Source organism: Xanthomonas cassavae CFBP 4642 (assembly GCF_000454545.1).
GTDB classification, from domain to species: Bacteria; Pseudomonadota; Gammaproteobacteria; order Xanthomonadales; family Xanthomonadaceae; genus Xanthomonas; species Xanthomonas cassavae.
Window position 1 is genome coordinate 3,780,478 of sequence record NZ_CM002139.1, and the last position, 22,528, is coordinate 3,803,005.

The 22,528-nt window shown below is 68.2% G+C and carries 13 protein-coding genes and 3 pseudogenes; 2 read left to right on the forward strand and 14 right to left on the reverse strand.

Annotated elements, in window-relative coordinates:
• Window positions 1-93 precede the first annotated feature (93 nt).
• The 9 genes and pseudogenes from XCSCFBP4642_RS0116610 to pilG form a co-directional block, all read right to left on the reverse strand.
• A pseudogene (locus XCSCFBP4642_RS0116610) lies at window positions 94-288 on the reverse strand (GNAT family N-acetyltransferase); the annotation flags it as partial.
• A gap of 332 nt (window positions 289-620) precedes the next feature.
• Window positions 621-1,100: a chemotaxis protein CheW gene (locus XCSCFBP4642_RS0116615; RefSeq protein WP_029220778.1), complete on the reverse strand. Its 480-nt coding sequence runs from the start codon at window positions 1,098-1,100 to the stop codon at window positions 621-623.
• 33 nt (window positions 1,101-1,133) lie between these two features.
• Window positions 1,134-2,306: a chemotaxis protein CheB gene (locus XCSCFBP4642_RS0116620; protein WP_029220779.1), complete on the reverse strand. Its 1,173-nt coding sequence runs from the start codon at window positions 2,304-2,306 to the stop codon at window positions 1,134-1,136.
• A 7-nt stretch (window positions 2,307-2,313) separates the two neighbouring features.
• Window positions 2,314-4,971, reverse strand: a pseudogene (locus tag XCSCFBP4642_RS30845) (hybrid sensor histidine kinase/response regulator); the annotation flags it as partial.
• Between the two features lie 1,476 nt (window positions 4,972-6,447).
• Window positions 6,448-9,357: pseudogene (locus tag XCSCFBP4642_RS30850) on the reverse strand (Hpt domain-containing protein); the annotation flags it as partial.
• Window positions 9,358-9,470: 113 nt separating this feature from the next.
• On the reverse strand, window positions 9,471-11,507 hold the full coding sequence (locus tag XCSCFBP4642_RS0116630) for a methyl-accepting chemotaxis protein (RefSeq protein ID WP_029220781.1): 2,037 nt from the start codon (window positions 11,505-11,507) through the stop codon (window positions 9,471-9,473).
• Between the two features lie 39 nt (window positions 11,508-11,546).
• On the reverse strand, window positions 11,547-12,077 hold the full coding sequence (locus XCSCFBP4642_RS0116635; RefSeq protein WP_003482487.1) for a chemotaxis protein CheW: 531 nt from the start codon (window positions 12,075-12,077) through the stop codon (window positions 11,547-11,549).
• Window positions 12,077-12,439, reverse strand: coding sequence for a response regulator (locus XCSCFBP4642_RS0116640; RefSeq protein WP_029220782.1), 363 nt, complete (start codon window positions 12,437-12,439; stop codon window positions 12,077-12,079). The genes XCSCFBP4642_RS0116635 and XCSCFBP4642_RS0116640 overlap by 1 nt, the downstream gene beginning before the upstream one ends.
• A 17-nt stretch (window positions 12,440-12,456) precedes the next feature.
• A complete protein-coding gene (gene pilG, locus XCSCFBP4642_RS0116645; protein ID WP_005913706.1) occupies window positions 12,457-12,858 on the reverse strand; it encodes a twitching motility response regulator PilG in 402 nt (133 codons plus the stop codon).
• Window positions 12,859-13,095: 237 nt separating this feature from the next.
• On the opposite strand from pilG, the gene gshB reads away from it, so the two are divergent.
• Window positions 13,096-14,046, forward strand: coding sequence for a glutathione synthase (gene gshB / locus XCSCFBP4642_RS0116650; protein ID WP_029220783.1), 951 nt, complete (start codon window positions 13,096-13,098; stop codon window positions 14,044-14,046).
• Window positions 14,043-14,918, forward strand: a complete 876-nt coding sequence (locus XCSCFBP4642_RS0116655; RefSeq protein ID WP_029220784.1) for an energy transducer TonB — start codon at window positions 14,043-14,045, stop codon at window positions 14,916-14,918. Before gshB ends, XCSCFBP4642_RS0116655 begins: the two co-directional genes overlap by 4 nt.
• 341 nt (window positions 14,919-15,259) lie before the next feature.
• Here XCSCFBP4642_RS0116655 and XCSCFBP4642_RS0116660 read toward each other — a convergent pair whose 3' ends face one another.
• The 5 genes from XCSCFBP4642_RS0116660 to mrcB all read right to left on the reverse strand — a co-directional run bounded on the left by XCSCFBP4642_RS0116660 (window position 15,260) and on the right by mrcB (window position 22,347).
• Window positions 15,260-16,177 (reverse strand): ADP-ribosylglycohydrolase family protein, encoded by a 918-nt coding sequence (locus XCSCFBP4642_RS0116660; protein ID WP_029220785.1) that lies wholly within the window; start codon window positions 16,175-16,177, stop codon window positions 15,260-15,262.
• On the reverse strand, window positions 16,174-16,893 hold the full coding sequence (gene tsaB, locus XCSCFBP4642_RS0116665; RefSeq protein WP_029220786.1) for a tRNA (adenosine(37)-N6)-threonylcarbamoyltransferase complex dimerization subunit type 1 TsaB: 720 nt from the start codon (window positions 16,891-16,893) through the stop codon (window positions 16,174-16,176). Before tsaB ends, XCSCFBP4642_RS0116660 begins: the two co-directional genes overlap by 4 nt.
• Window positions 16,894-17,128: 235 nt before the next feature.
• Entirely contained in the window at window positions 17,129-19,120 is a 1,992-nt protein-coding gene (yoaA, locus tag XCSCFBP4642_RS0116670; RefSeq protein ID WP_029220787.1) for a DNA repair helicase YoaA, read from the reverse strand.
• Between the two features lie 241 nt (window positions 19,121-19,361).
• Window positions 19,362-19,886, reverse strand: coding sequence for a tetratricopeptide repeat protein (locus XCSCFBP4642_RS0116675; protein WP_029220788.1), 525 nt, complete (start codon window positions 19,884-19,886; stop codon window positions 19,362-19,364).
• A gap of 13 nt (window positions 19,887-19,899) precedes the next feature.
• Window positions 19,900-22,347, reverse strand: coding sequence for a penicillin-binding protein 1B (gene mrcB / locus XCSCFBP4642_RS0116680; protein ID WP_029220789.1), 2,448 nt, complete (start codon window positions 22,345-22,347; stop codon window positions 19,900-19,902).
• Window positions 22,348-22,528 lie beyond the last annotated feature (181 nt).

Sequence of the window (22,528 nt, forward strand, 5' to 3'; positions counted from 1 at the left end):
TGAGGGTTGGCAGGGATTCGTGTAAGAAACCTTTACTGACAGCAAGTTAGCCCACTTTTGGCTGTGTTTTACACGAATCCCTGCCAACCCTCAATTGCGATAGGCGATGCACAACCGCCGCCAGCCTTCTGCGGTGTAGAACGCATCCGGCCGCAACGGCATCGCATCTGCCAGGTGCGCACGATTGCGCGCGTGATACTCGGCAACCGCCGCCGGATCGACGCTTGCTAGATCGCACAGCAGCACGCCGTCGGCATGCCGCCGCGGCAAAAACGCCGGCAGGCTCATCGCTCACCTCCATTGCCGCAATGCCATCGCCCTGCAACGCCCAGGCGGCAGTGCCGTGCCAGGCGATGCAAGACTCGGCGGCGCCAGGTCATCTGAGAGCGTTGCACCGGTAGCCGCTGCGCCGGGAACCGGCGGCTACGCCACGGTAAGACGTCATCGGCCACATGCGCATGGCGCAACCACACTGCGATAGACCAGCGGTGATCCGGGGCTTCCCGATCAAGCAGCCGGCACTCGCCAGCCGCTCGGCATCGAACCGGATGAAGGCGGCACCGCTTTCAACCACCGTCAGCGCCTGACGGAGGAATCGACAGAAAGGTGGTTCGCCGCCATCAGGCGGCGTCGGCCGCTGCAAGCGCCTGCGCCACCTGCCACTCGATGGCATCCAGGTTCGGCAACAGCGCACTCTGCTCGCCGAGCAGCACGCGCATGTGCACGCCTTCCGGCAGCGCGTCTTCCGACGCGTCGGCCAGCAGTCCGTCGCGCGGCACCGAAATCAGCTGCGGGAACGAGGCCGTCAGCAGGGCGAAGTACGGCAGTGCGGGATTGCTGCCCAGCGCCTTCAGCACGATGACCTTGTTGTTGAGCGCGGTGGGCTCGTCGCCCAGGCCGCTGAGGCGTGCGAACGACAACAGCGGCACCTTCCAGCCGTACCAGTCGATGCGCCCGACCACCCAGCGCGGCATGTCCGGCAGCGCTTCGACCGCCACGCGCGACATCACCTCGGCCACCGTCGCATTGGGCAGCAGCACGCGCTCGTTGCCCGCCTGAATCAGGACGCCGCGGATTTCGTCGTTATTGGCGTAGCTCATCGCACTGTTCCGATCTGAGAGGGAGCGCCCGGCTTACGCCGGCCAACGCTGTGCCAACGCCTGCGCCAACTGCGCGGGGTCGCCGGTCAACATACCTTTTCGCGCCAGCCGCGCTGCCGCAGCTGGGTCGTAGCAGCCATCGGCGGACTGACCCGCCAGCCAGGCGCCCTGCTCGGCCAGCGCCAGCGAGGCCTCCACCAACGCTTCGTTGGCACCGCTGAGCATCAGCACGGCGCTGTCGGCCGGCGGCAATGCGGCGATCAACCCGGCCGGATCGCTCTGCGCCACGAAGGCCAGTGCGCCGGCGTGCTGCCGCAGGCCGATCTCGTCGGACAGCACATAGACCTTGCCCGGCGCGACGGCCTGCCCGGCTTCGCCCAGGTCCACCGGCAGCGCGGACACACGCCCCATCTGCCGCACCAGGTTGCCGTACTGGCCACCCTCGAGCGTCATGCGCACCAGGACGGCACGCGGAAATTCCGGCGGCAATGCGGCCAGCAGGCGACGGATCGCATCCGGCCCGCCGATCCCGGCCATCACCAGCACCGCGCCTGTGACCTCGCCGTTGTGCTCCAGCTCCACCAGCGACAAGCCGCCGGTGGACAACGCGGCCACATCCGGTTCGGTGCGCGGACGCACCACCACGGCGACCTCATCCACCAGGCCCCAGGTGCTGGAATCGCCCAGCGTCTGGCCGGCCGATGTCTCGGCGTGCTTGAGGGCATGGGTGAACAAGGCATCGCCCGGCACGCTTTCGAAGGCATGCGCGGCCGCTTCCAGGTGCTGGTCCAGCTGCAGGTCCGAATGCTGCTGCGGTGCCAGCGTCAGGCCGGGCTCGGGCTGCAGCGAGGGCTCGCTTTCGGTGCCCGGCGGCAATACGTCGGCATGGCCATGCAGCTTGGCGGCCAGATGGCGCACCCAGCGCTGCGCCTCCCAGCCCTCGCGGCGCACCGTGAGTTCGGCCTCGTCGAAGATCACCGTCACGCCGGGCATGTTGAAGGCCGGCTCCAGCGCTTCAAGTGCGTCTTCGATCGCCGGTTCCAGCGCGACCAGCACCGCCACCGGCTCGGCATCGCGCAGCATCTGCACGTCCACCGCCGCGGGCTCGTCTTCCAGCACCACCTGCGCGCCGGCCAGGCCAAGCGCTTCGCGCAGGCGCTCGCGCGCCTGTCCGGGCCGGCCTAGCAAGGCGACCGGAGTTCCCATCGCGCCATTAGTCTCGGACACGGGCGATCCCCAGCAGGTCATACACGTTTCGCATCAGATCCAACTCTTGGTAAGGCTTGCCCAGGTAGCGCTGCACGCCAATCTCGAAGGCGCGCTGGCGATGCTTCTCGCCACTGCGCGAAGTGATCATCACGATCGGCACCGCCTTGAAGCGCGGGTCGGCACGCATCGCGGTGGCCAGCTCGTAGCCGTCCATACGCGGCATTTCGATGTCCAGCAGCATCAGGTCGGGCACGCGCTCTTCGAGCAGTTCCAGTGCCTCGACACCGTCGCGGGCGGTGGTGACGTCCAGGTTGTGGCGTTCCAGCACGCGGCTGGTGACCTTGCGCATGGTCAGCGAGTCGTCCACCACCATCACCAACGGCACCTGACGCTGTGCCTCGGCGGGGGTGTCCAGCGCCGGACGCGCCGGCTGGCTGAGGTAACGACGTACCAACGGCGCCACGTCCAGGATCACCACCACGCGGCCATCGCCGGTGATGGTGGCGCCGTAGATGCCCGGCACCGAGGCGATCTGCAGGCCGACCGGTTTGACCACGATTTCGCGGTTGCCCAGCACCTGATCGATCGCCACCGCAGCGCGCAGGTCGCCCGCACGCACCAGCAGCAACGGCACCTGTGCCTGGCCATCGGCACGCGCGGCGGCCTGGCCGACCAGCGAGCCCAGGTCGTGCAGCACGTACTCTTCGCCGGCGTAGTGGTAACCGCCCTCGCCCGATTCGTAACGGCTGCGCGAGATGCGACCGATACCGCTGACCGACGCCACCGGCACCGCAAAGGTGGTGTCGCCGATCCGCACGAACACCGCCTGGGTGACCGCCAGCGTCTGCGGCAGGCGCAAGGTGAAAGTGACGCCCTGGCCACGCACAGAGTGGATGTCCACCGAGCCGCCGAGCTGGCGCACCTCGTTGCGCACCACGTCCATGCCCACGCCACGGCCAGCCAGCTGGCTGACCTGCTCGGAGGTGCTGAAGCCGGACGCGAAGATCAGGCCATCGAGTTCGGCCTCGCTCAGTTCCTGGCCCGGTTCGATCAGGCCGCGCTGTTCGCCACGGCGACGGATCGCGTCCCGGTCCAGCCCGGCACCGTCGTCGGCCACTTCCAGCACGATTTCCGAGCCTTCGCGGCGCAGACGGATCACGATGCTGCCTTCTTCTGCCTTGCCTGCATCGCGACGTTGCTCGGGCGTTTCCAGCCCATGCGCGACCGAGTTGCGCAGCATGTGTTCCAGCGGCGCGACCATGCGATCGAGCACGTTGCGATCCAGTTCGCCCTGGGTGCCTTCCAGCACCAGGTGTACCTGCTTGCCGGTGTCGCTGGCCGCCTGACGCACCACACGGCGCAACCGCGGCACCAGGCCATCGAACGGCACCATGCGCGCGCGCATCAGGCCGTCCTGCAGCTCGGAGCTGACGCGCGACTGCTGTTGCAGCAGGCCGTCGTACTGGCGCGAAAGATCTTCCAGCACGCCCTGCAAACCGCCCAAGTCGGCCGCCGATTCGTTCAAGGCGCGGCTGAGCTGCTGCAGGGTGGAGAAGCGGTCCAGTTCCAGCGGATCGAAGGTGCGATCGCCCTGGTCCTGTTCGCGCTGATACCGCGCCACGATCTGCGCTTCGGTTTCCAGATCCAGACGTCGCAACTGATCGCGCAGACGGGCGTTGGTGCGATCCAGTTCGCCCATGGCGCCACGGAACGCGCCCAGCTGCTGCTCCAGGCGCGAGCGGTAGATCGCCACTTCGCCGGCGTGGTTGACCAGGCGATCGAGCAGATCGGCGCGCACGCGCACCTGCTCCTGCTGCACGCGGGGCAGGAAGTCTTCTTCGGCCTGGCCTTCCACCGGAACCGGGGCGGACAGCGGCGCCGGTTCCACCGACGCCTTGGCGATCGCGCGGATATCGGCGTCGCTGGGCGGTGCGGCATTGCGGCCACGGGTACGGGTTTCAAAGGCTTCCACCAGGTCGGTCGGCATCGCCACGGCGCGGTGCATGCCGGTGCGGGTCAACAGCTGATGCAGGCGGTCAAAGCCGCGCTCGAACAGACGCACGTCGTCGCGATCGATGTCGGTGCGGTTGGCCGCCACGGCTTCGAGCAGCGATTCGATCGCGTGACCGAGATCGCCGATGGCGTTGATGCCGGCCATGCGCGCACCGCCCTTGAGCGTGTGCAGATCGCGCTGCAGTCCGTTGAGGACGTCGCGGTCTTCCGGCACTTCGCGCATGCGCGCGATCAGGCCATCGCAGTGGTCCAGCAGGTCGCGGCCTTCCTCGACGAAGATGTCGACCAGTTCGCCGTCGAGTTGATCGAAGTTGAGCGGGCCCACATCGAACGCGGCACCGACGTCATTGCTGACGGTGTCGGTACGCGCGGCGTCTTCCACCGGCGCACTGAAGGCGGCAGTGTCGGCCGGCTCGGCCGCATGTTCGCTGGCAGAGGCGTCATGTTCGGCAGCATCGGCGTGCTCGGCCTGCTCCATGTACTCGACCTGGTCTGTCGTGGCCCTCGCATCGATGGATGCAGGCTCGCCATCGTGCTGCGCGTCGGTCTCGGCGACCGGCTCGGCGTGCACGTCGGGCGCGATGTCCGATTGCGGATCGCCCGCCTGTTCCACCTGATCGGCCGCATGCGCCATTTCGAACGCCTGCATCGATTCGATGGTGTGCTCGGGCAGCGCCGCATCGGCATGCACGGCGTCGTCATGCTGAGCGGACTGCGCCGCATCGGCGTGTTCGGCCTCGATCTCGGCAACGTGCTCGCCGTGCGTCGCATCCTCGACTGCCGCGTGCTCGGCCGTCTCGGCGTGCTCGCCGGACTCTGCGTGTGTCTCGGACGGCATGTCCCAGGCAGCGGGCTGCTCCAACTGCGACTGCTCCGCCTGTGCCTCGGCGTCCGCGTGCGACTGCGACTGCGACTGCGCAGCATGCTGTGCGTCGACGTCGTGCGACGGTGCGGCTTCGTCGTCGCTTGCCTGCTCGGCGACATCCTCGGAGTGGACCGGCGCGCCGGCATCGGCATCGGACGGTGCGGTGGTGTATTCCGCCTCGCCTTGATCGGTCAGCGGCAGGGCGTGATCGGTCGACACGCTGTCCAGCGCCGTGGTTTCCGGCGTCCAGTCTTCGGCGATCGCGGCAGGTGCCTCCTCGCCCACCTGAGCATCGGTGTGCACCGCTTCCAGCGCGTCGATGCTCTCGACCGTTGCGTCGTCGGCCACGGCCTGGGCGTCGTCCGCGCTGGCAAGCGTCTGCGTCTGACCAAGCGCGGCTTCCGCGTCGGCCAGCTCGTCCACCACCACGGCGTCCTGCGTGGAAACGCGGGTATCCGTGCCGTCTGCAGCCGGATCGCCCGCTGCCGCGTCGTGCGCAGCGAACGACGCATCCGCATCGGACACGGCATGCGCCTGCGTGTCAGCCGAATCGGCCGGCATCTGCGCTGCATCGTGCGCCAGCGCCGCGTCGGCGGCGGCGGCAGGCTGCGATTCGGTGGCGTCCCAGGCATCGGCGTCGACTGCCGGCTCATCGGCCAGCGTGTCGTGTGCGTCGTCGGCCTGCGCCGCAGCTGCGTGGTGGTCGGCGCCCACGGCGTCGCCCTGCACGGCTGCTGTGTCGTCCACTGCCATCTCCGCAGTGTCGGCATGCGCGGCGTGTTGATCCTGCGACAGTGCGTCGTGATCGTCCGGCGCCGGTGCCTGCAGCGCATAGGTGACGTCCTGGTCGGCCTCGGCGTCGGCCAGTTCGTCCACCGCAATCGGAGCCTCGGCAGAGACCTCGGTGCCGGGCGTGTGGTCGGCCATCTGCGTCGGCGAGGCGGAGTCGGACGGCAGTGCGCTGGCATCCAGGTACTGCGACAGGTCTTCCACGCCGGTCAGTTCGACCGTCGCGTCGCCGGCAGCAGCCTGTTCGCCTGCCCCGTCGACGTCGTCCAGCTCTTCCAGGAACGCCTGTGGCGGCCACTGCGCTTCCGGCAGGGTGTCCACCAGGGCGCGCAGGCGCTCGCTCAACGGCGCGAACGACGGAATCAATGGCGCCTCGGCACGCAATGCGGTGACCGTGATGGCGATCACCGCGGCCATGGCCGCAATCGCGTCGATCCCGTCGGGCGACGGCGTTGCCGATGCCGCGAGCAGACGCTTCACATAGCTCTCGGCCGGAGTCGTCACCAGGGTGATTTCCGGCACGTCGGTCATTGCGAACGCGCCACTCATGGTGTGCACGGCACGCAACAGTTCTTCGGTCGCCAACTGCGGCGCCGCCTGGGTGGCCTGCAGCCAGGCGTTGACGGTTTCCAGATGGGTCGCGACTTCGGCTTCGAGGATTTCGCGCAGCACGCTGTCCACCGATGCCGGGGTTCCGCCGCTGGCGGCAGATGCGCCGGCCACGGCCGCAACCGCGGACACCTCGGTGCTTACCGGCGTTGCCGCCGCAGGCACGTAATAGACCTCTTCACCGGCAGCCACGCGCTCGGCAATCGCCTGGATTTCCGGCAGATCCGCCTGGATGCGGCCCTGGTCGCGCAGCGCCGCGTTGAATTGCGGCAGCACCTCGTAGGCCAGCTCGACCATCGCCACCACCGCCGGACTGGGCGGGCGCGAGTTGTCGAGCACGCGGTTGAGCATGCTCTCGATCTTCCAGCTGAACTCGCCAAGCATGCTGGCGCCGACCAGGCGGCCGCTGCCCTTCAGGGTGTGGAAGACGCGGCGGATCGGACGCAGGTTGTCCGGGCTGTTCGGCGCAGCGCGCCAGACCGGCAGCAATTGCCCCAGGTTGACCAGTTCCTCGTCGAATTCCTCGAGGAACACCTCGCGGATGTCGTCATCGATATCGCTGTCGCCGAAGCCGCCGAAGATGCCGGCATCGGCCGCCACCGGCACCGGTTCGGCAGGCGCCTGCACCGGCGCGGTGTCGGCTGCGGTATCGGTACTGCTCGGCGAGACCTGCGGCCGCTCGGTGTCGAACTGCGCGGCAGCTGCATCGAGATCGGCCAGAAACGCTGCCGATGCCGCATCCAGCTCGAACTCGCTGACCACGGCCTGCTGCACACGCGGAGTGGCCTGCTCGGCAGTGGCCTCGGCGGGTGCGTCCGGTGCGGCGGGCACGGTATCCACGAACGGGCCGTCCGGCTCCTGCGGCAGCGCAGGCGGAGCTGGCGGCGGCGAGAACGCATCTTCGATGCTGACCTGCGCACGGCGCGTTTCGTTTTCGGCAATGAAATCCAGCGGCGCGTCGGTCTGATCGGCGTCGCCCGGCAACGTGATCTGTTCGATCTGCAGCGGCGCCTCATCGGCCACCACCGGCGCAGCGGCATGCCCCTGTTCCAGGGCGCTCAGGTCCACGGTGTAGCTGACCTGCGCGGCCTCGCTTGCAAGATGGCCATCCTGTTCGGCCGACACCGGGTCGAACGCGGAAGGTGCGATCGGTGCCACCTGCTCGGTGGTTTCCAGCTGCCAACCGCCGGGCGCCTGCGCGCCAGCGTCGGACAGCTCCAGCGGCGCCACCGTAAACGGCACGTGCGCCTGACCGGACACGGTTTCCTCGGCGGCAACCGGGTCGAACGAAAACACCGTGTCGGTCGCTGCCGCACCGATGTCGTGCACCGCACTGGCCGCGAACGGCGATTCCACCACGGTCTCGTTGGCCCACTCCAGCGCTGCGGCCGGCGCGGCATCGTTGGCCGCCGCATCTGGGCTTTCGGCAAGCTGCAGTCCGCCAACGGCGACCTGTTGCGGCTCGATAACGCTGCCCGGCTGGTCGGTACCCACCGGCAATTCTGACGGCTGCCCGGACGGCAGCGGCCAATAACGCAGCGTTTCCAGGCTGTTGCGGGTGATGTCCAGGATCTCCTCGCGGCCGGGACGGCGCTCGCGCAGGGCTTCCAGGTAGTACTCCAGGCTGGCCATCGCATCGGCCAGGGTGTCCAGCTGGCGGCCACTGGGCACGCGTTGCTTGCCGATCAATTCCAGGTCGACATACCGGCGCACGCCTTCCAGATAATCGGCCGCCTGCGGCAGTTCGAGGATGCGCAAGGCACCGCCGACTTCGCCGAGCAGATGCGGCACGTCGGCCAGACGGGCGTGGTCCCAATTGGTTTCGATGAAGGCGACGAAGTGTTCGCGCGCCGCGCCGAAATTGGCGATCGCCTCCTGCGCCAGCACGTCCACGGTGCGGCGCACCTCCGACGAGGTGGCGCTGTTGCTGGCTTCGTTGCCATCGCCGATGTCGGCGCCAAGACTGGCGACCTGGTCATCCAGCGAGGCATCCACGTACAGCAGCGCGCCGGCGATATCCAGCAGCACGCCTTCGTCCATCTGCACCTGGCCGTCGACCACCCGCGCCAGCGCATCGCGCTGTTGCACGACGACATTGCGTGCCACGCCCAGGCCCATCATGCCCAGGGTGTCGGCCACGCTGCCCAGGTCGTTGACCTGGGTCTGCAGCTCGGCGATCTCGCCGCCGGTGCGAAGATGCAGATCCAGCGCGTCCTTGACCCGCAGCAATTCTTCCTTGACCGCGCTGCCGACCGTGTCGAGCAGTTCGCGATTGCGCCCGCTCAGGCTGCCGCGGGCGTGATCCAGCTCGGCTTCGGTGGCGACACCGGCCTGCGGATCGAACGCGAACAACACGCTTTCATTCAGGCCCGGCTGGCCACGCGTGGCGCGAATCTCGTTGAGCAGCGGCAGCAGCACGATCGGAATGTCGCGATGGCCGTTCTGCAGGCGCTCCAGATAATCGGGCAGCAGCACGGTGCCGCGCATCAGCATGGCGCAGGCTTCGTCGCGGTCGGCCACCTCGCCGGCCTGCACGGCCTGGGCCAGCAGTTCCAGCTCCTCGGCGACCATTGCCGGCGCGTACAGCTCGACCATGCGCAAGGTGCCCTGCACCTGGTGCAGGTAGCCGGCGCAGAAACGCATCCGACTGGTGTCGGACGGTTCTTCGGCGAAGTACTCGATCTCGTTGCGCGCCTGGCGCAAGGTCTCGTCCAGCTCCGGCTTGACCCAGCCAAGCGCGGCGTGGCTCATCGCATCGCGAAGCGCACTCATTGCAGCCCCCTGACTACGGCCGGCACACCGCTTGCGCGGCCACCGGTCACTTCCTGCTTCGACGTAATGCGACTACGCGCCATCTGCTGATCCCTTCCCGTTCCGCGTCGTGGTCACGCCGGCAGCTTGAAGTCGGCGACCGAACGGCGCAGATCGGCAGCGAGCTGAGCCAGGTTGCCGATCGACTCGGCCGTCTGCTCCGCACCCTGCGATGTCTGGCTGGTGATCTGACGGATCACGCCCATGGTCTGTGTGATATCCGTCGCTGCGGCCGACTGCTGGTGCGCGGCGATGGAGATGTTCTTGATCAGGTTGTTCAAGGCGTTGGACACGCGCTCGATTTCGGTCAGCGCGGTACCGGCGTCTTCGGCCAGGCGCGCACCGGATACCACTTCGGAGGTAGTCTGCTCCATCGAGCTGACCGCTTCGTTGGTATCGGCCTGAATGGTCTGCACCAGGCCTTCGATGCGTCGGGTCGCACTGGAGGTGCGTTCTGCCAGGCGCTGCACTTCGTCGGCCACGACCGCGAAACCACGACCTGCCTCGCCCGCCGAGGCAGCCTGCACCGCGGCGTTGAGCGCCAGGATGTTGGTCTGCTCGGAAATGTCGTTGATCAGTTCCACGATCGAGCCGATCTCCTGCGAGGATTCGCCCAGCCGCTTGATGCGCTTGGAGGTTTCCTGGATCTGGTCGCGAATCTGGTCCATGCCCTGAATCGTTTCGCGCACCACGCCGGCACCCTCGGCGGCGATGACCACCGAGCGCTGCGCCACTTCGGCCGACTCGGTGGAGTTGCGCGACACCTGTTCGATGCTGGCAGCGATTTCGCTGATGCGCTCGGACGCGGTGGTGATCTGGTTGGCCTGCTGGCCGGCGGCTTCGGCCAGCTGCATCGCCGTGGCCTGGGTTTCCTGGGTCGACACGGCCACCTTGGCCGAGGTGTCGTTGATGGTGGTCACCAGGTGGCGCAGTTCGTCCACGGCGTAGTTGATCGCGTCTGCAATCGCGCCGGTCATGTCCTCGGTCACCGAAGCCTTGACGGTCAGGTCGCCCTCACCGAGCGAGCTGATTTCGTCCAGCAACCGCATGATCGCCTGCTGGTTGCGGCTGTTGAATTCCACCTGTGCCTGGTAGCGCACGTCCTGCTCGCGAGACCGGACCCGCACCGAGCTCCAGACGAAGCCGATGATGGCCAGCAAGGCGACCAGGCCGGACACCACGCCCAGCCAGAAGTTGGGAAACAGGCGGGTGTCGCGTACCGAACCGAATGCGGAGAACGCGTCGAACAGCTTCTTGCTGTCGTCGAGCATCTTGCCCGAGCCGGCGGTCAGCGCCGCGGCCGAGGACTGCGCCGCGAACAGGTTGCGCGAGCTGGCGAGGATGGCGTCAACGTCCTTCTTCATCGTCGCCCACTGCGTCTGCGACTGTTCCAGCGCCGCCAGGGCAGCCGGATTGCGCACCGCGGCGATGCCGAGTTCTTCGTTGCCTGCGCGCAGGCCTTCCAGCATCTGGGTGAACACCACCGAGTCGCGTGCCAGCGCGTCGCCCGAGGCCGCCGCATTGGCGCCGCCGGCGCGCATTTCGGTCACCCGGCGCGCCATGGTGCCGGCCACCACGACCTGCTGCAGGGTGTTGTAGATCTGCGCCGCGGGCGCGCCGCTGACCGTCATCGCGCGCACCACTTCGTTCAACTGCGCCTGCAGCTGCGGCACGCTGCCGGAGAAGCGTTCGGCGTTGCCGGAAAGGCCGAGCACTGCCGGTTCGCTGGCGATGACCTGGTCGGCGTTCTTGCTCAGCGGCACCCAGGTGGCCTTGAGCTGGGCCATCGCGCTGGCCACCGAGCCTTCCTGGCCGTAACGGCCATCGAGTTCGCTCACCGTGCTGTCGATGCGGGCCTTGGTCTCCTTGAACGCGGCAAAGGCCTTGGCGTCACCGGACACCGCTTCGCGGCCCTGGTTGGCCAGCTGCTGCGACAGCACCTGCAGGTCAGCCGCGCCGGTGCCGGCACCGGCCAGGCGACTGCCCTGCCAGGTCGCGACGCCGGTATTGGCGCCGAACACGATCATCGACAACACCAGCAAACCAAGCCAGAAGCTGGTGCTGACGCTGCCGAGCTTGTTGGTCTTGCGGGCGTCCGGGGCGGTACTCATGGTTCGACCTCGATCTGTATGACGTGGCGGGGTCGCGGCTTAGGCCGCGGCCTGCCGGAATTCAGGAGTGCGCGACAGCAACGCCAGGGAGAACACGCCCCAGTCCTGCGTCTCGTTGCGGAAGGCACGGTCGATGAAGTGTGCGTAGCGGCCCTGGGCCAGCTCGCCAGGCTCGACCGCCTGCACCTGTTCGAAGCTGCGCTGGCCGTAGAGCTCGTCGATGGTCAGCGCAACGTCGCCGCCGCTCTGGCGCATGATCAGCACCCGCTGGCCTTCCTGCAGCACCGTGCGCCGGCCCTCCAGGAACTGCTTCAGATCGATCACCGGGAACAGGTTGCCGCGCAGGTTGCCCACGCCCAGCAACCAGGGTTGGGCGCCCGGCACCGGCGTCACCGGCGGCATCGGCACGATTTCCGCCACTTCGCGGAAGTCCGAGACCAGTCGCCGGGTACCGACGCGATAGCCGACGCCACGCCAGATGTCTGCGGAGAACTGGCGTTCCGGCAGCGGCGTGGCGTGCGCAAGACTACGACGCTCGTAGTCTTCGAGAATGTCGAATGGAGAGCGCATCAACGCACCAGTTGTTTGATGCGTGCAATCAGATCGTCTTCGCGCGGCGGCTTGACGATGTAATCGCTGGCACCTTGTCGCAAACCCCAGGCCTTGTCGGTTTCCATGCCCTTGGTGCTGACCAGCAGCACCGGGATGTCCTTGGTGGCCTGGTCGCGTGCGAGTGCACGCGTTGCCTGGAAGCCGCTCATGCCGGGCAGCACCACATCCATCAGCACCAGATCGGGCGCCTGGCTGCGAACCAGCTCAAGTCCCTCTTCGGCGTTGTCGGTGGCGACGACCGTATGGCCAGCTTTTTCCAGCCATTGACTGAAGACTGCCCGATCGGTGGGCGAGTCCTCGATCAATATAATTCGAGCCATGTTGCCTTTCCCCCTGGTCAGGCGTGGACGTACGTGCGGATCGCGCTCAGTAGTTCTTCACGTGTGAATGGCTTGGTCAGATATTGCTCGGAGCCGACGATGCGGCCGCGTGCCTTGTCGAACAGGCCATCCTTGGACGACAACATGATCACCGGCGTCGACTTGAAGAGCTGGTTGCCCTTGATCAACGCGCAGGTCTGGTACCCATCCAGACGCGGCATCATGATGTCCACAAAGATGATCTGAGGTTGCTGGTCCGCAATTTTGGCCAGTGCCTCGAAACCATCCGTCGCTGTCACTACTTCACACCCTTCGCGCTTCAGCAGCGTTTCGGCGGTGCGGCGAATGGTTTTCGAATCATCGATCACCATCACCTTCAGTCCTGCGAGTTCCCCACCCGCAGCAATGTTTTCACTCATGCAAATATCCCCGGGCGCGCAACGCTTCATCCCTTCCGACGTCGCTACGAAACTGCATGTATATCCCAAGACCCGCATCGACTGTCAAGGGCGCGTTGCCGGGGCCCCGCCAGGCGGACGTTCCGACCGCGTCCGGGTGCGTTTCGGCCGGCAAGTCGCGCATGCGCAACCGGCCGGGCGCGCCATCGCCCGCCGCTTGAAGTTACCATCGGCAGCCTGTTCGAAAGGTTTAGCCCCATGTCGCTCGACGTCGTTGTGGTGATGGATCCCATCGCCTCCATCAAGATCGCCAAAGACACCACCTTCGCCATGCTGCTGGAAGCCCAGCGCCGTGACCACCGCCTGCATTACGTGCGCCCGGGCGGGCTGAGCCTGCGCGAAGGCCGCGCGATGGCGCAGGTCGCGCCGCTGAGCGTGCGCGAGGACAAGACCAGCTGGTTCACGCTGGGCGAGTTCGCCGAACTGGCGTTCGGACCCGGCCAGGTGGTGCTGATGCGCAAGGACCCGCCGGTGGACGCGGAGTTCATCTACGACACCCAGGTGCTGAGCGTGGCGCAGCGCGCCGGCGCGCAGATCGTCAACGACCCGCAGGGCCTGCGCGACTACAACGAGAAGCTGGCCGCGCTGCTGTTTCCGCAGTGCTGCCCGCCCACCCTGGTCAGCCGCGACGCTGCCTCGCTCAAGGCGTTCGTGCTGGAGCATGGCCAGGCGGTGCTCAAGCCGCTGGACGGCATGGGCGGGCGCTCGATCTTCCGCAGCGGCACCGGCGACCCCAATCTGAACGTGATCCTGGAAACGCTGACCGACGGCAACCGCACGCTGACCCTGGCGCAGCGCTTCATCCCCGACATCACCGCCGGCGACAAGCGCATCCTGCTGGTGGACGGCGAGCCGGTGGACTATTGCCTGGCGCGCATCCCGCAGGGCGACGAATTCCGCGGCAACCTGGCCGCCGGCGGCCGCGGCGAAGGCCGCCCGCTGTCCGAGCGCGACCGCTGGATCGCCGCGCAGGTGGGCCCGGAAATGCGCCGGCGCGGCATGCGCTTCGTCGGCCTGGACGTGATCGGCGACTACCTGACCGAGGTCAACGTCACCAGCCCGACCTGCGTGCGCGAGCTGGATGCGCAGTTCGGCCTGAACATCGCCGGGCTGCTGTTCGATGCGATCGAGGGCGGCGCCGCGCAATGAGCACGGCCGCGGCCCTGCCGGCACCGATGGACGAACGCCGGCGGCTGACCACCACGCTGGTGATCTCGCTGTTGCTGCACGGTGCGCTGATCCTGGGCGTGGGCTTTGCGGTCAGCGAGGATGCGCCGCTGGTCCCGACCCTGGACGTGATCTTCAGCCAGACCAGCACCCCGCTGACGCCCAAGCAGGCCGACTTCCTGGCCCAGGCCAACCAGCAGGGCGGCGGCAACCACGACACCGCCCAGCGCCCGCGCGACAGCCAGCCCGGCGTGGTGCCACAGGACCGCACCGGCCTGGCGCCGCAGGCGCAGCGCGCCACCAGCGTGCAGGCCCCGGCCCCCACCCAGACCCGGGTGGTGAGCAGCCGTCGCGGCGAGCAGCGCATGCCGATGCCGCAACCGAACCCGCAGACCGACCCGCTCACCCCGGCCGATGCGCAACGCATCCAGCGCGATGCGGAGATGGCCCGGCTGGCGGCCGAGGTCCACCTGCGCTCGGAACAGTACGCCAAGCGCCCGAACCGCAAGTTCGTCTCCGCCAGCACCCGCGAATACGCCTACGCCAACTACCTGCGCGCCTGGGTGGACCGCGCCGAGCGCGTGGGCAACCTGAATTATCCGGACGACGCACGCCGCCGCCGGCTGGGCGGCAAGGTGGTCATCAGCGTGGGCGTGCGCCGCGACGGCAGCGTGGAAAGCAGCCGCGTGCTGGTCTCCAGCGGGGTCCCGACGCTGGACGCTGCCGCGTTGCGGGTGGTGCAGCTGGCACAGCCGTTCCCGCCCCTGCCCAGGACCAAGGACGACGTGGACATCCTTGAGGTCACGCGCACCTGGCTGTTCCTGCCCGATGGCCAGTTGCACGACGACCGCTGAGCCCCCGCGGGCGTTCACCGCCCGATGCAAGGCACCACAGCCGAGCGGCACCGGCCTGAAAGAAGACAGAAGCGCAGGATCAACGGCGCTGCGGCGCACGCTCCTCGCACCGTGATGCCGCCGGCCCGAGCGTGGACGCCAGGCGGGCAATCCTGCGTGGCTTGGCTACCGCCTTGTATGCCCGCGTGACAGCAACTTGCCATAGCTGCACACACATGCAGCAGGCCGGCAATGACGTCTTGCGATCGGCTGGCACACCCACGTAGACCGCGCGACGGCATGGCCGCGCGTCACCTGCCGCGTGCAGCAGATGGCGCGACACATCCGCGGTGGCCGGTGTCTCAGGCCACCTGCGCCGCGGCATGCAACCGGTCGGCCACCGCCATGATCTCGGCGGCGTCCTGCACGCGTTCGCGCCAGGCGACGGGAATGCCCTCGACGCCGTAGAACGCGCCAGCGAGCTGGCCGCAGATCGCCGCGGTGGTGTCGGCGTCGTCGCCCAGGTTGGCCGCGCGCAACACCGCATCGGCGAATGTTTCGGTGGTGGCGAAGCACCACAGTGCAGCCGACAGCGCGTCGACCACGTAGCCGGTGCCGCGAATCTGCGCTGCCGGCACCGCTGCATGGTCGCGCGCGGCCAGGGCGCGCACTGCCGGGGAGACCATTCCTTCGCAAAACGTGCGCAGCACCTGCGCGCGCGTTGCACCGAGCAGAGCCGCCCGCACCTGGGCCGCGAACAACCGGCAGGCGTCCAGCGCTTCGGCGGCGGCATGGGTGGTGCGCGAGCTGTCGGCGGCGCGGTCGCCCAGCTCGTCGGGGCGATGCGCGTAATACATCGCCACCGGCGCCAACCGCATCAGCGAGCCGTTGCTGGCCGCGCGCGGATCGGCGCTGCCGCTGAAGGCGGGGCCGCCATCGAGATAGCGCTCCAGCGCCTGGCGCACGGTGTTGCCGATATCGAAACAGCCGCCGGTGCTGCTGAGGTAGCCGTGCTGATACCAGTTGCAATAGCGATTCATCTGGTCGAACGGGTCGAAGCCTTGCCGGTGCAGCAGGCTGTGCGCCAGGCACAGCGCCATCGAGGTGCCGTCGGTCCACTGCCCTGCACGCAGGGCGAACGGACCACCGCCGTGCATGTCGTCGATCGGCGTGAAGCTGCCGGGCACCTGGAATTCCAGCGTGGTGCCCAGCGCATCGCCGACCGCCAGGCCGAGCAGGCAGCCGCGAAACCGCGCGCGTTCCGGATCGCCGTGTGTCATGGCGCGGCGGCGGCCGCCTTCGCTGCGCGTGCGGCCTGTTGCTCGACCAGCGTCAGCGCGACGTTGTCGCGCAAGTACGCCGGTTCCACGCGCTCCGGCGCCAGCCCTTCGCCCCGCTGCAGCGCGGGCACGGCGAGGGTGAGCAGGTCGGCGGCATGCGGCAAGGCGCCGGCATCGACGCTGCTCAGCTGCGCGGCAAGGCGCTGCTGCAGCAGTCCGTCGGCGGCCGCAAATCCGGTTCCCACCCCGGCCACGCGCTGCGCCGTCTCGGGCACGACCACCGCATTGGGCGTGCACACGCGCTCCGGGGCAAGTTCCAGCAGCCCTTGCTCGTTGCGCGCGAACACACCGGCATAGACCTCGCCCATGCGCGCATCGATGCAGGCCAGCACCTGCCTCGCCTCGGCCGGCGCACGCAAGGCCAGTACCTGCAGCGTGGAGATCGCCAGCACCGGCAGATCCAGGGCCAGCGCGATGCCCTGCGCAATACCGATCGCCAGCCGCACGCCGGTGAAGGCCCCAGGCCCGCAGCCGACCGCGATCGCATCGAGCTGACGCCGGGTGATGCCGGCGTCGGCCAACAGCGCGTCGGCCCAGGGCAAGGCCAGTTCGGCGTGCCGACGCGGCGCCAGTTCGAAGCGCTCGATCACGCGCCCATCCACGTGCAGTGCAACGGAACAGGCTTCGGTGGAGGTTTCGAAGGCGAGGATATTCATGGGAGAGAGCCGGGACCGGGGACCCGGGACTGGGGACCCGGGAAGGCGCAAAGTTTAACGGATCGATTCGAGAGGCCGAGACGGCAAATAGACGGGACCGGAGACCCGGAAAGACGCAGTTCAACTGAGCAATTCGAGGGGCCGAGGCAGTATCCGGGATGTGCCATCTGCGCCGTTGCCGTTGCTGTTGCACAGGAGCGCGATACGCGACCGCCATGAGAACTTCGCTCTGCGCTTACCCGGGTTCCGACTCCCCGGCCCCCAGTCCCGGCTCCTCAAAAAACGCCTGTACGTCGGCAAGCTCCCGCGTGCGCGCAAACGGCGGAAGCGACTTCATGAAGGTGCGCCCGTAGCTCTTGGTGATCAGCCGCGGATCGCACAGCACCAGCACGCCACGATCGGTTTCGCTGCGGATCAGCCGGCCCACGCCCTGCTTCAGTGCGATCACGGCCTGCGGCAACTGCTCGTCGCGGAACGGGTTGCCGCCCTCGCGGCGGATCGCATCCAGCCGCGCTTCGAATACCGGGTCGTCGGGCGCGGCGAACGGCAACTTGTCGATCACCACCACGCTCAGCGCGTCGCCGACCACGTCCACGCCCTCGCGGAAACTGGCAGACCCCAGCAGCACGCCATTGCCGGAATCGCGAAAGCGCTGCAGCAGGGTCGCGCGCGGCGCCTCGCCCTGCACGAACAACGGCCACGGCGCACCGCGCAGCGCGTCGGCGGCCTCGCGCAGCGCGCGGTGCGAGGCGAACAGCAGGAATGCGCGGCCATTGGAGGCCTCCAGCACCGGCGTCAGCGCTGCGATCAAGGCGGTGCCGAAGCCGCGCGCGGCCGGGTCGGGCAGGTTCGGCGGCAGATAGCACAGCGCCTGACGTGCCCAGTCGAACGGGCTGGGCTGCAGCAAGGTCACCGGGTCGCTCAAGCCCAGCCGCAGCGCAATGTGATCGAACTCGCCGCCCACCGCCAGCGTGGCGGAGGTGAACACCCAGGCCGCCTGCGACTTTTCGCGGTGCTCGCGCAACGGCCCGGACACATCCAGCGGCGTGCGCTGGCAGCGGAATCCGCGCGGGCTCAGTTCGTACCAGAGCACGTCGTTGTCGACCACCTCTTCCGGCGGATCCTGCGCAAAATCCGCCACCGGCAGGTCTTCGCCCAGCCAGCGCGACAGCCGATTCAGGGCTTCCTGCGCACGCGCGGTGCAGCCATCGAACCCCGGCGAGGCCTCGCGCAACGGCAGCAAGGCCTCGCCCAGCCGCGCCAACGCCGACAGCACCGCATCGAAGCCTTCGCGCACTTGCGGCCTGGCCAATGCGCGCCACTGCGTGCCACGCAGCGGCAGTCCTTCCATGCCGGCACGCAGGCTGCGCAGCGCGTCGTCCAGCGCCAGGATCGGCGCCTGCAGGCTGGCCTGCGCGCCGGCGACCAGGCGCGCTTCCACCATGCAGTCGCGCGCCAGTTCCTGCCAAGGGCGCATGCCGAAACTTTCGCCGAAGAAGTTGGCCGCCAGCTCCGGCAACTGATGCGCTTCGTCGATGACGAATGCCTGCGCGCCCGGCAGGATCTCGCCGAAGCCTTCTTGCTTGAGCGCCAGATCGGCCAGCAACAGATGGTGATTGACCACCACCAGGTCGGCGGCCTGCGCACGCTGGCGTGCCTGCACCACGAAGCACTCGCTGTAGAACGGGCATTCGGTGCCCAGGCAGTTGTCGACGGTGGAGGTCACCATCGGCAGCAGCGGCGAATCGTCCGGCAGGGCATCCAGCTCGGCCATGTCGCCGTACTGGGTCCGTCCGCTCCAGGCCACGATGCGCTGGAACTGGGTGACCTGCTCGGGCGTGGCCAGGCGCGGCTCGCCGCGTGCCTGCTGAGTGCGGTACTTGCATAGGTAATTGGCGCGGCCCTTCAGCAGCGCGCTGCGCAGGCCCGCGCCGAGCGCGGCGCGCACACGCGGCAGATCGCGGTGGAACAGCTGGTCCTGCAACGCGCGCGTGCCGGTGGAGACGATGGTCTTCAAGCCAGATAGCAGCGCCGGCACCAGATACGCATAGGTCTTGCCAGTGCCGGTACCGGCCTCGGCGAGCAGCACGTCGCGTTGCTCGAACGCCTCGGCAATGGCGCCGGTCAGGCGCAGCTGCGCGGCGCGCGGCGCAAATGCATCGAGCTGGCGCGCAAGCGCCCCGCCTTCGCTGAGCGCCTCGATGCTGGCAGTGGCAAGTTGGGACATGGGATCGAACGGATGCAGGCTGGAAAGCACGACAGCCTAGCGCGTGCGCGGTGATGCTGCCTGATCACAGCGGGCGTCTTGCCGGGGCCCGCTACAGCCATGACGCGACCACGCCAACGCACCACGGTCCAACCGCACTGCCGCGCTGATGCCTGGCCTGGAGTCCAGGCCAATACCGACCCAGCAAGACGCGAGCTGTGCCCGCGTGACGCACCCGCGCGCCATGCACCCGGCGATCCCCTCAGTAGCGCTTCATGCCCGGTACGGTGCAGCCGGCGATCTGCGCCCTGGCCGAGGCGGCATTTTCTTTTTCGCCGCGTGCCAGGCGCGACTGTTCGATGGTGGCCCAATGACGGCGGCACAGCGGGCCGGTCTTGGAACCCAGGTCGATCGCCTGCTTGGCAAAGCGTTCGGCGGCCGGCCAATCGGCCTGCAGCACCGCCACTTCAGCGCGCTCCTGCAGGATCGCCGGGTCGCCGGACACCAGCCCCAACGCCTGATCCAGCGCCGCGGTCGCACCGGTCAGATCGCCGGCCTGGCGCCTGCTCTTGGCGGTGTCGCGCAGGTCGTCCACCTGCGGGTCGCGCAGCGGCTGCACCGACAGCTCGGTGTCGTCGGCGCCGGCCTCACGCTCGATCAGCAGCAACCGCTGCGTCGGCGTGGTCGGATCCACCGGAGTAGGCGGCGGCGTGGGCGGCGCGCTGACGCAGGCAGTGACTGCGGCAAGCACACCGATCAGGGCAAGACCACGGTGCAATCGGTTCATTTCATCACTCCCATCAACGTGCAGGGGGCACCGGCGCGGGCGCCGGCGCAGGTTCTTCCGGCGTCTTCTCCAGGCCGAAGAAACGCCGCCAGCCGCCGCCGCTGGATTGCTCGGCAGGCGCGGAGGACGCATCGACAGGCGCGCCTTCGATCGACGGCGCATTGCCCGCGCAGGGGGCATAGGCAGGCGTGAAACCGACCACGAACGGGAACTGGCGCGCACCAGGGCAGCCGGCATCGGTCACGCCGGTACCGGCTGCATCCACCGATTGCCAGTCCAGTCCCTTGCCGCTGACCTTCAGCGGCGCACTCGGCAGGCGGGCGAAGATGCTCGACCACACCCGCATCGCGCCGGTGGCGCCATACAGGCCGGTCTCGGCGTTCTGGTCGTTGCCCATCCAGATCACTGCCAGATGGTCGCCGGTATAGCCGGCATACCAACTGTCGCGACCATCGTTGGAGGTACCGGTCTTGCCGGCCGGCGACAGACGACCCAGGCCATCACCCAGCAGCTGTCGCGCGGTTCCGTTACTGACTACCTGCTGCAGACCGATGCTGATCAGGTTGGCAGCCACCGAATCGCCCTCCTGCGCCGGTGCCGGGGTCTTGTCGTAGCGCTTGAGCAGCTTGCCCTGCGGATCGAGCACACCGCGCACCGCATGCAGCGGCTGGATCTCGCCGCCGGCCGCCAGGAACTGGTAGAGCTGCGCCATGCCGTACGGGCTCTGGTCGGTCGCGCCCAGGATCAGCGACGGATTCGGGTCGGCCTTGATGCCGGCCAGCACCTGGATCAACTGGGCGATACGGTCGGCGCCGACCTGCATGCCCACCCGCACCGTGGCCTGGTTGTAGGAATGCGCCAGCGCATCCACCAGCCGCACCGTGCCGTGGCTGCGGTTGTCGGAATTGCCAGGCGACCAGGTCTTGCCGCGGCCGAGCTGCACCGTGACCGGCGAATCGTCGACCCAGCTGGACAGTGCCCAGCGGTCCGGCGAAGCCAGCGCCAGCATGTACACGAAGGGCTTGAGCAGCGAGCCCACCGGACGCTGCGCTTCCACGGCGCGATTGAAGCCCGGCTTGGCCACATCGCGGCTGCCGACCACGGCCAGCACATCGCCATCATGCACGTCGGTGAGCACCAGCCCGGCCTGCAGCGGCGGGCGCTTCTTGTTGTCCAGCCGCTTGATGGTGCCGGTGATGGCGCCCTCGGCATACGCTTGCGCGGACGGCGACATGCCGGTGAGCACGCTCATGCCGGCACCCTGCAGCACGCCTTCGGGGTAATCGTGCGCCAGCTGTCGCCGCACCAGGTCCACGTAAGCGGGGAAGCGGTTGGCCGCGACCAGGCCAGGCTCCTGCGGTACGCCCAGCGGGGCGGCGAGTGCGCGCTTGTACTCGGCGGCGTCGATCAGCTTGTTTTCGTGCAGCTTGCCCAGCACGAAGTTACGCCGGTCCAGCGCGCGCTCCGGGTTGCGCCGCGGGTCGTAGTACGACGGCCCCTTGACCAGCCCGATCAACAACGCGATCTGCTCGGTGGTCATCGAGTTGAGCTCGCGGCCGAACCACAGCTCGGCACCCGACGACACGCCGTGGATCGCCTGCCCGCCCCGCTGGCCCAGGTAGACCTGGTTGAGATAGGCCTCCAGGATGGTGCGCTTGTCGTAGCGCGCCTCCATGATCACCGCGTACAGGATTTCGTTGAACTTGCGGGTGACGGTCTGCTCCTTGCCGATGCCGAGCAGGCCGCTGCGGGCCAGCTGCTGGGTCAGCGTGCTGGCGCCCTGGCGCACCTGGCCGCCCGAGCGCAGCATGATCCAGGCCGCACGCACCATGCCGCTCAGGTCGATACCGTGGTGGCTGTTGAAGTCGCGGTCTTCCACCGCCTGCAGGCCGGTGACCAGCAGCTCCGGCACTTCCTCCATCCGCACCAGGCGGCGCTCTTCCTGCTTCTGCCCGTACAGCGTGGCGATCCGCGCCGGATCCAGCCGCGCGCTCTTCAGCGCCTTGCGGCTGCCGGCATCGCGCAGACTGGCCACGCGCCCGCCCGACAGGGCAAGCTCGATCCGCCGTGCAGGCACGCGCCCGTCCACATCGATATAGCCCCGGCTGGCGATGATGAAGCGGCTGCCATCCTGCTGGTAGGTGCCGGCCAGCGTGGCCTGTCCGTCGTCGCGGTAGGACGCCGCGTCCAGTTCGGTCTTGAGGGTGGCCGCATCCAGCGCGTTGCCGGGCGCCAGCACCAACGGACGCCCGTACACGCGGGTAGGAATCTGCCAGCGCAGTTCACCGAAGCGCTGGCTGACCTGCTTGTTCAGATACACCGTGTACGGGATCAGGAAACCGAGCGCCAGCGCAATGGCGGCAAATCCCCAGACAAACAGTCTGCGCTGCCAGCGGGAGCCTTGCTCGTCGGTGTCGTCCTGGAAATCGTCCGAATCGTCGTTGTCGTAGCGTCGGGGCACGGGGATGCGAGAATGTAGGGTGCGGCGAGTCTAGCGCAGCGGTGTCATGGTTGCGGTCTGCCTGCCCGTTCCGACTTAAGCGCGGCTAACAAAGTGCCGGCGCTGGACCTCGGGCCGGCATGGGCCGGGCAAGGCGGCGGGATCTCCCCCGGTACACTGCCGTGCCATGCCGCTGCGCCCG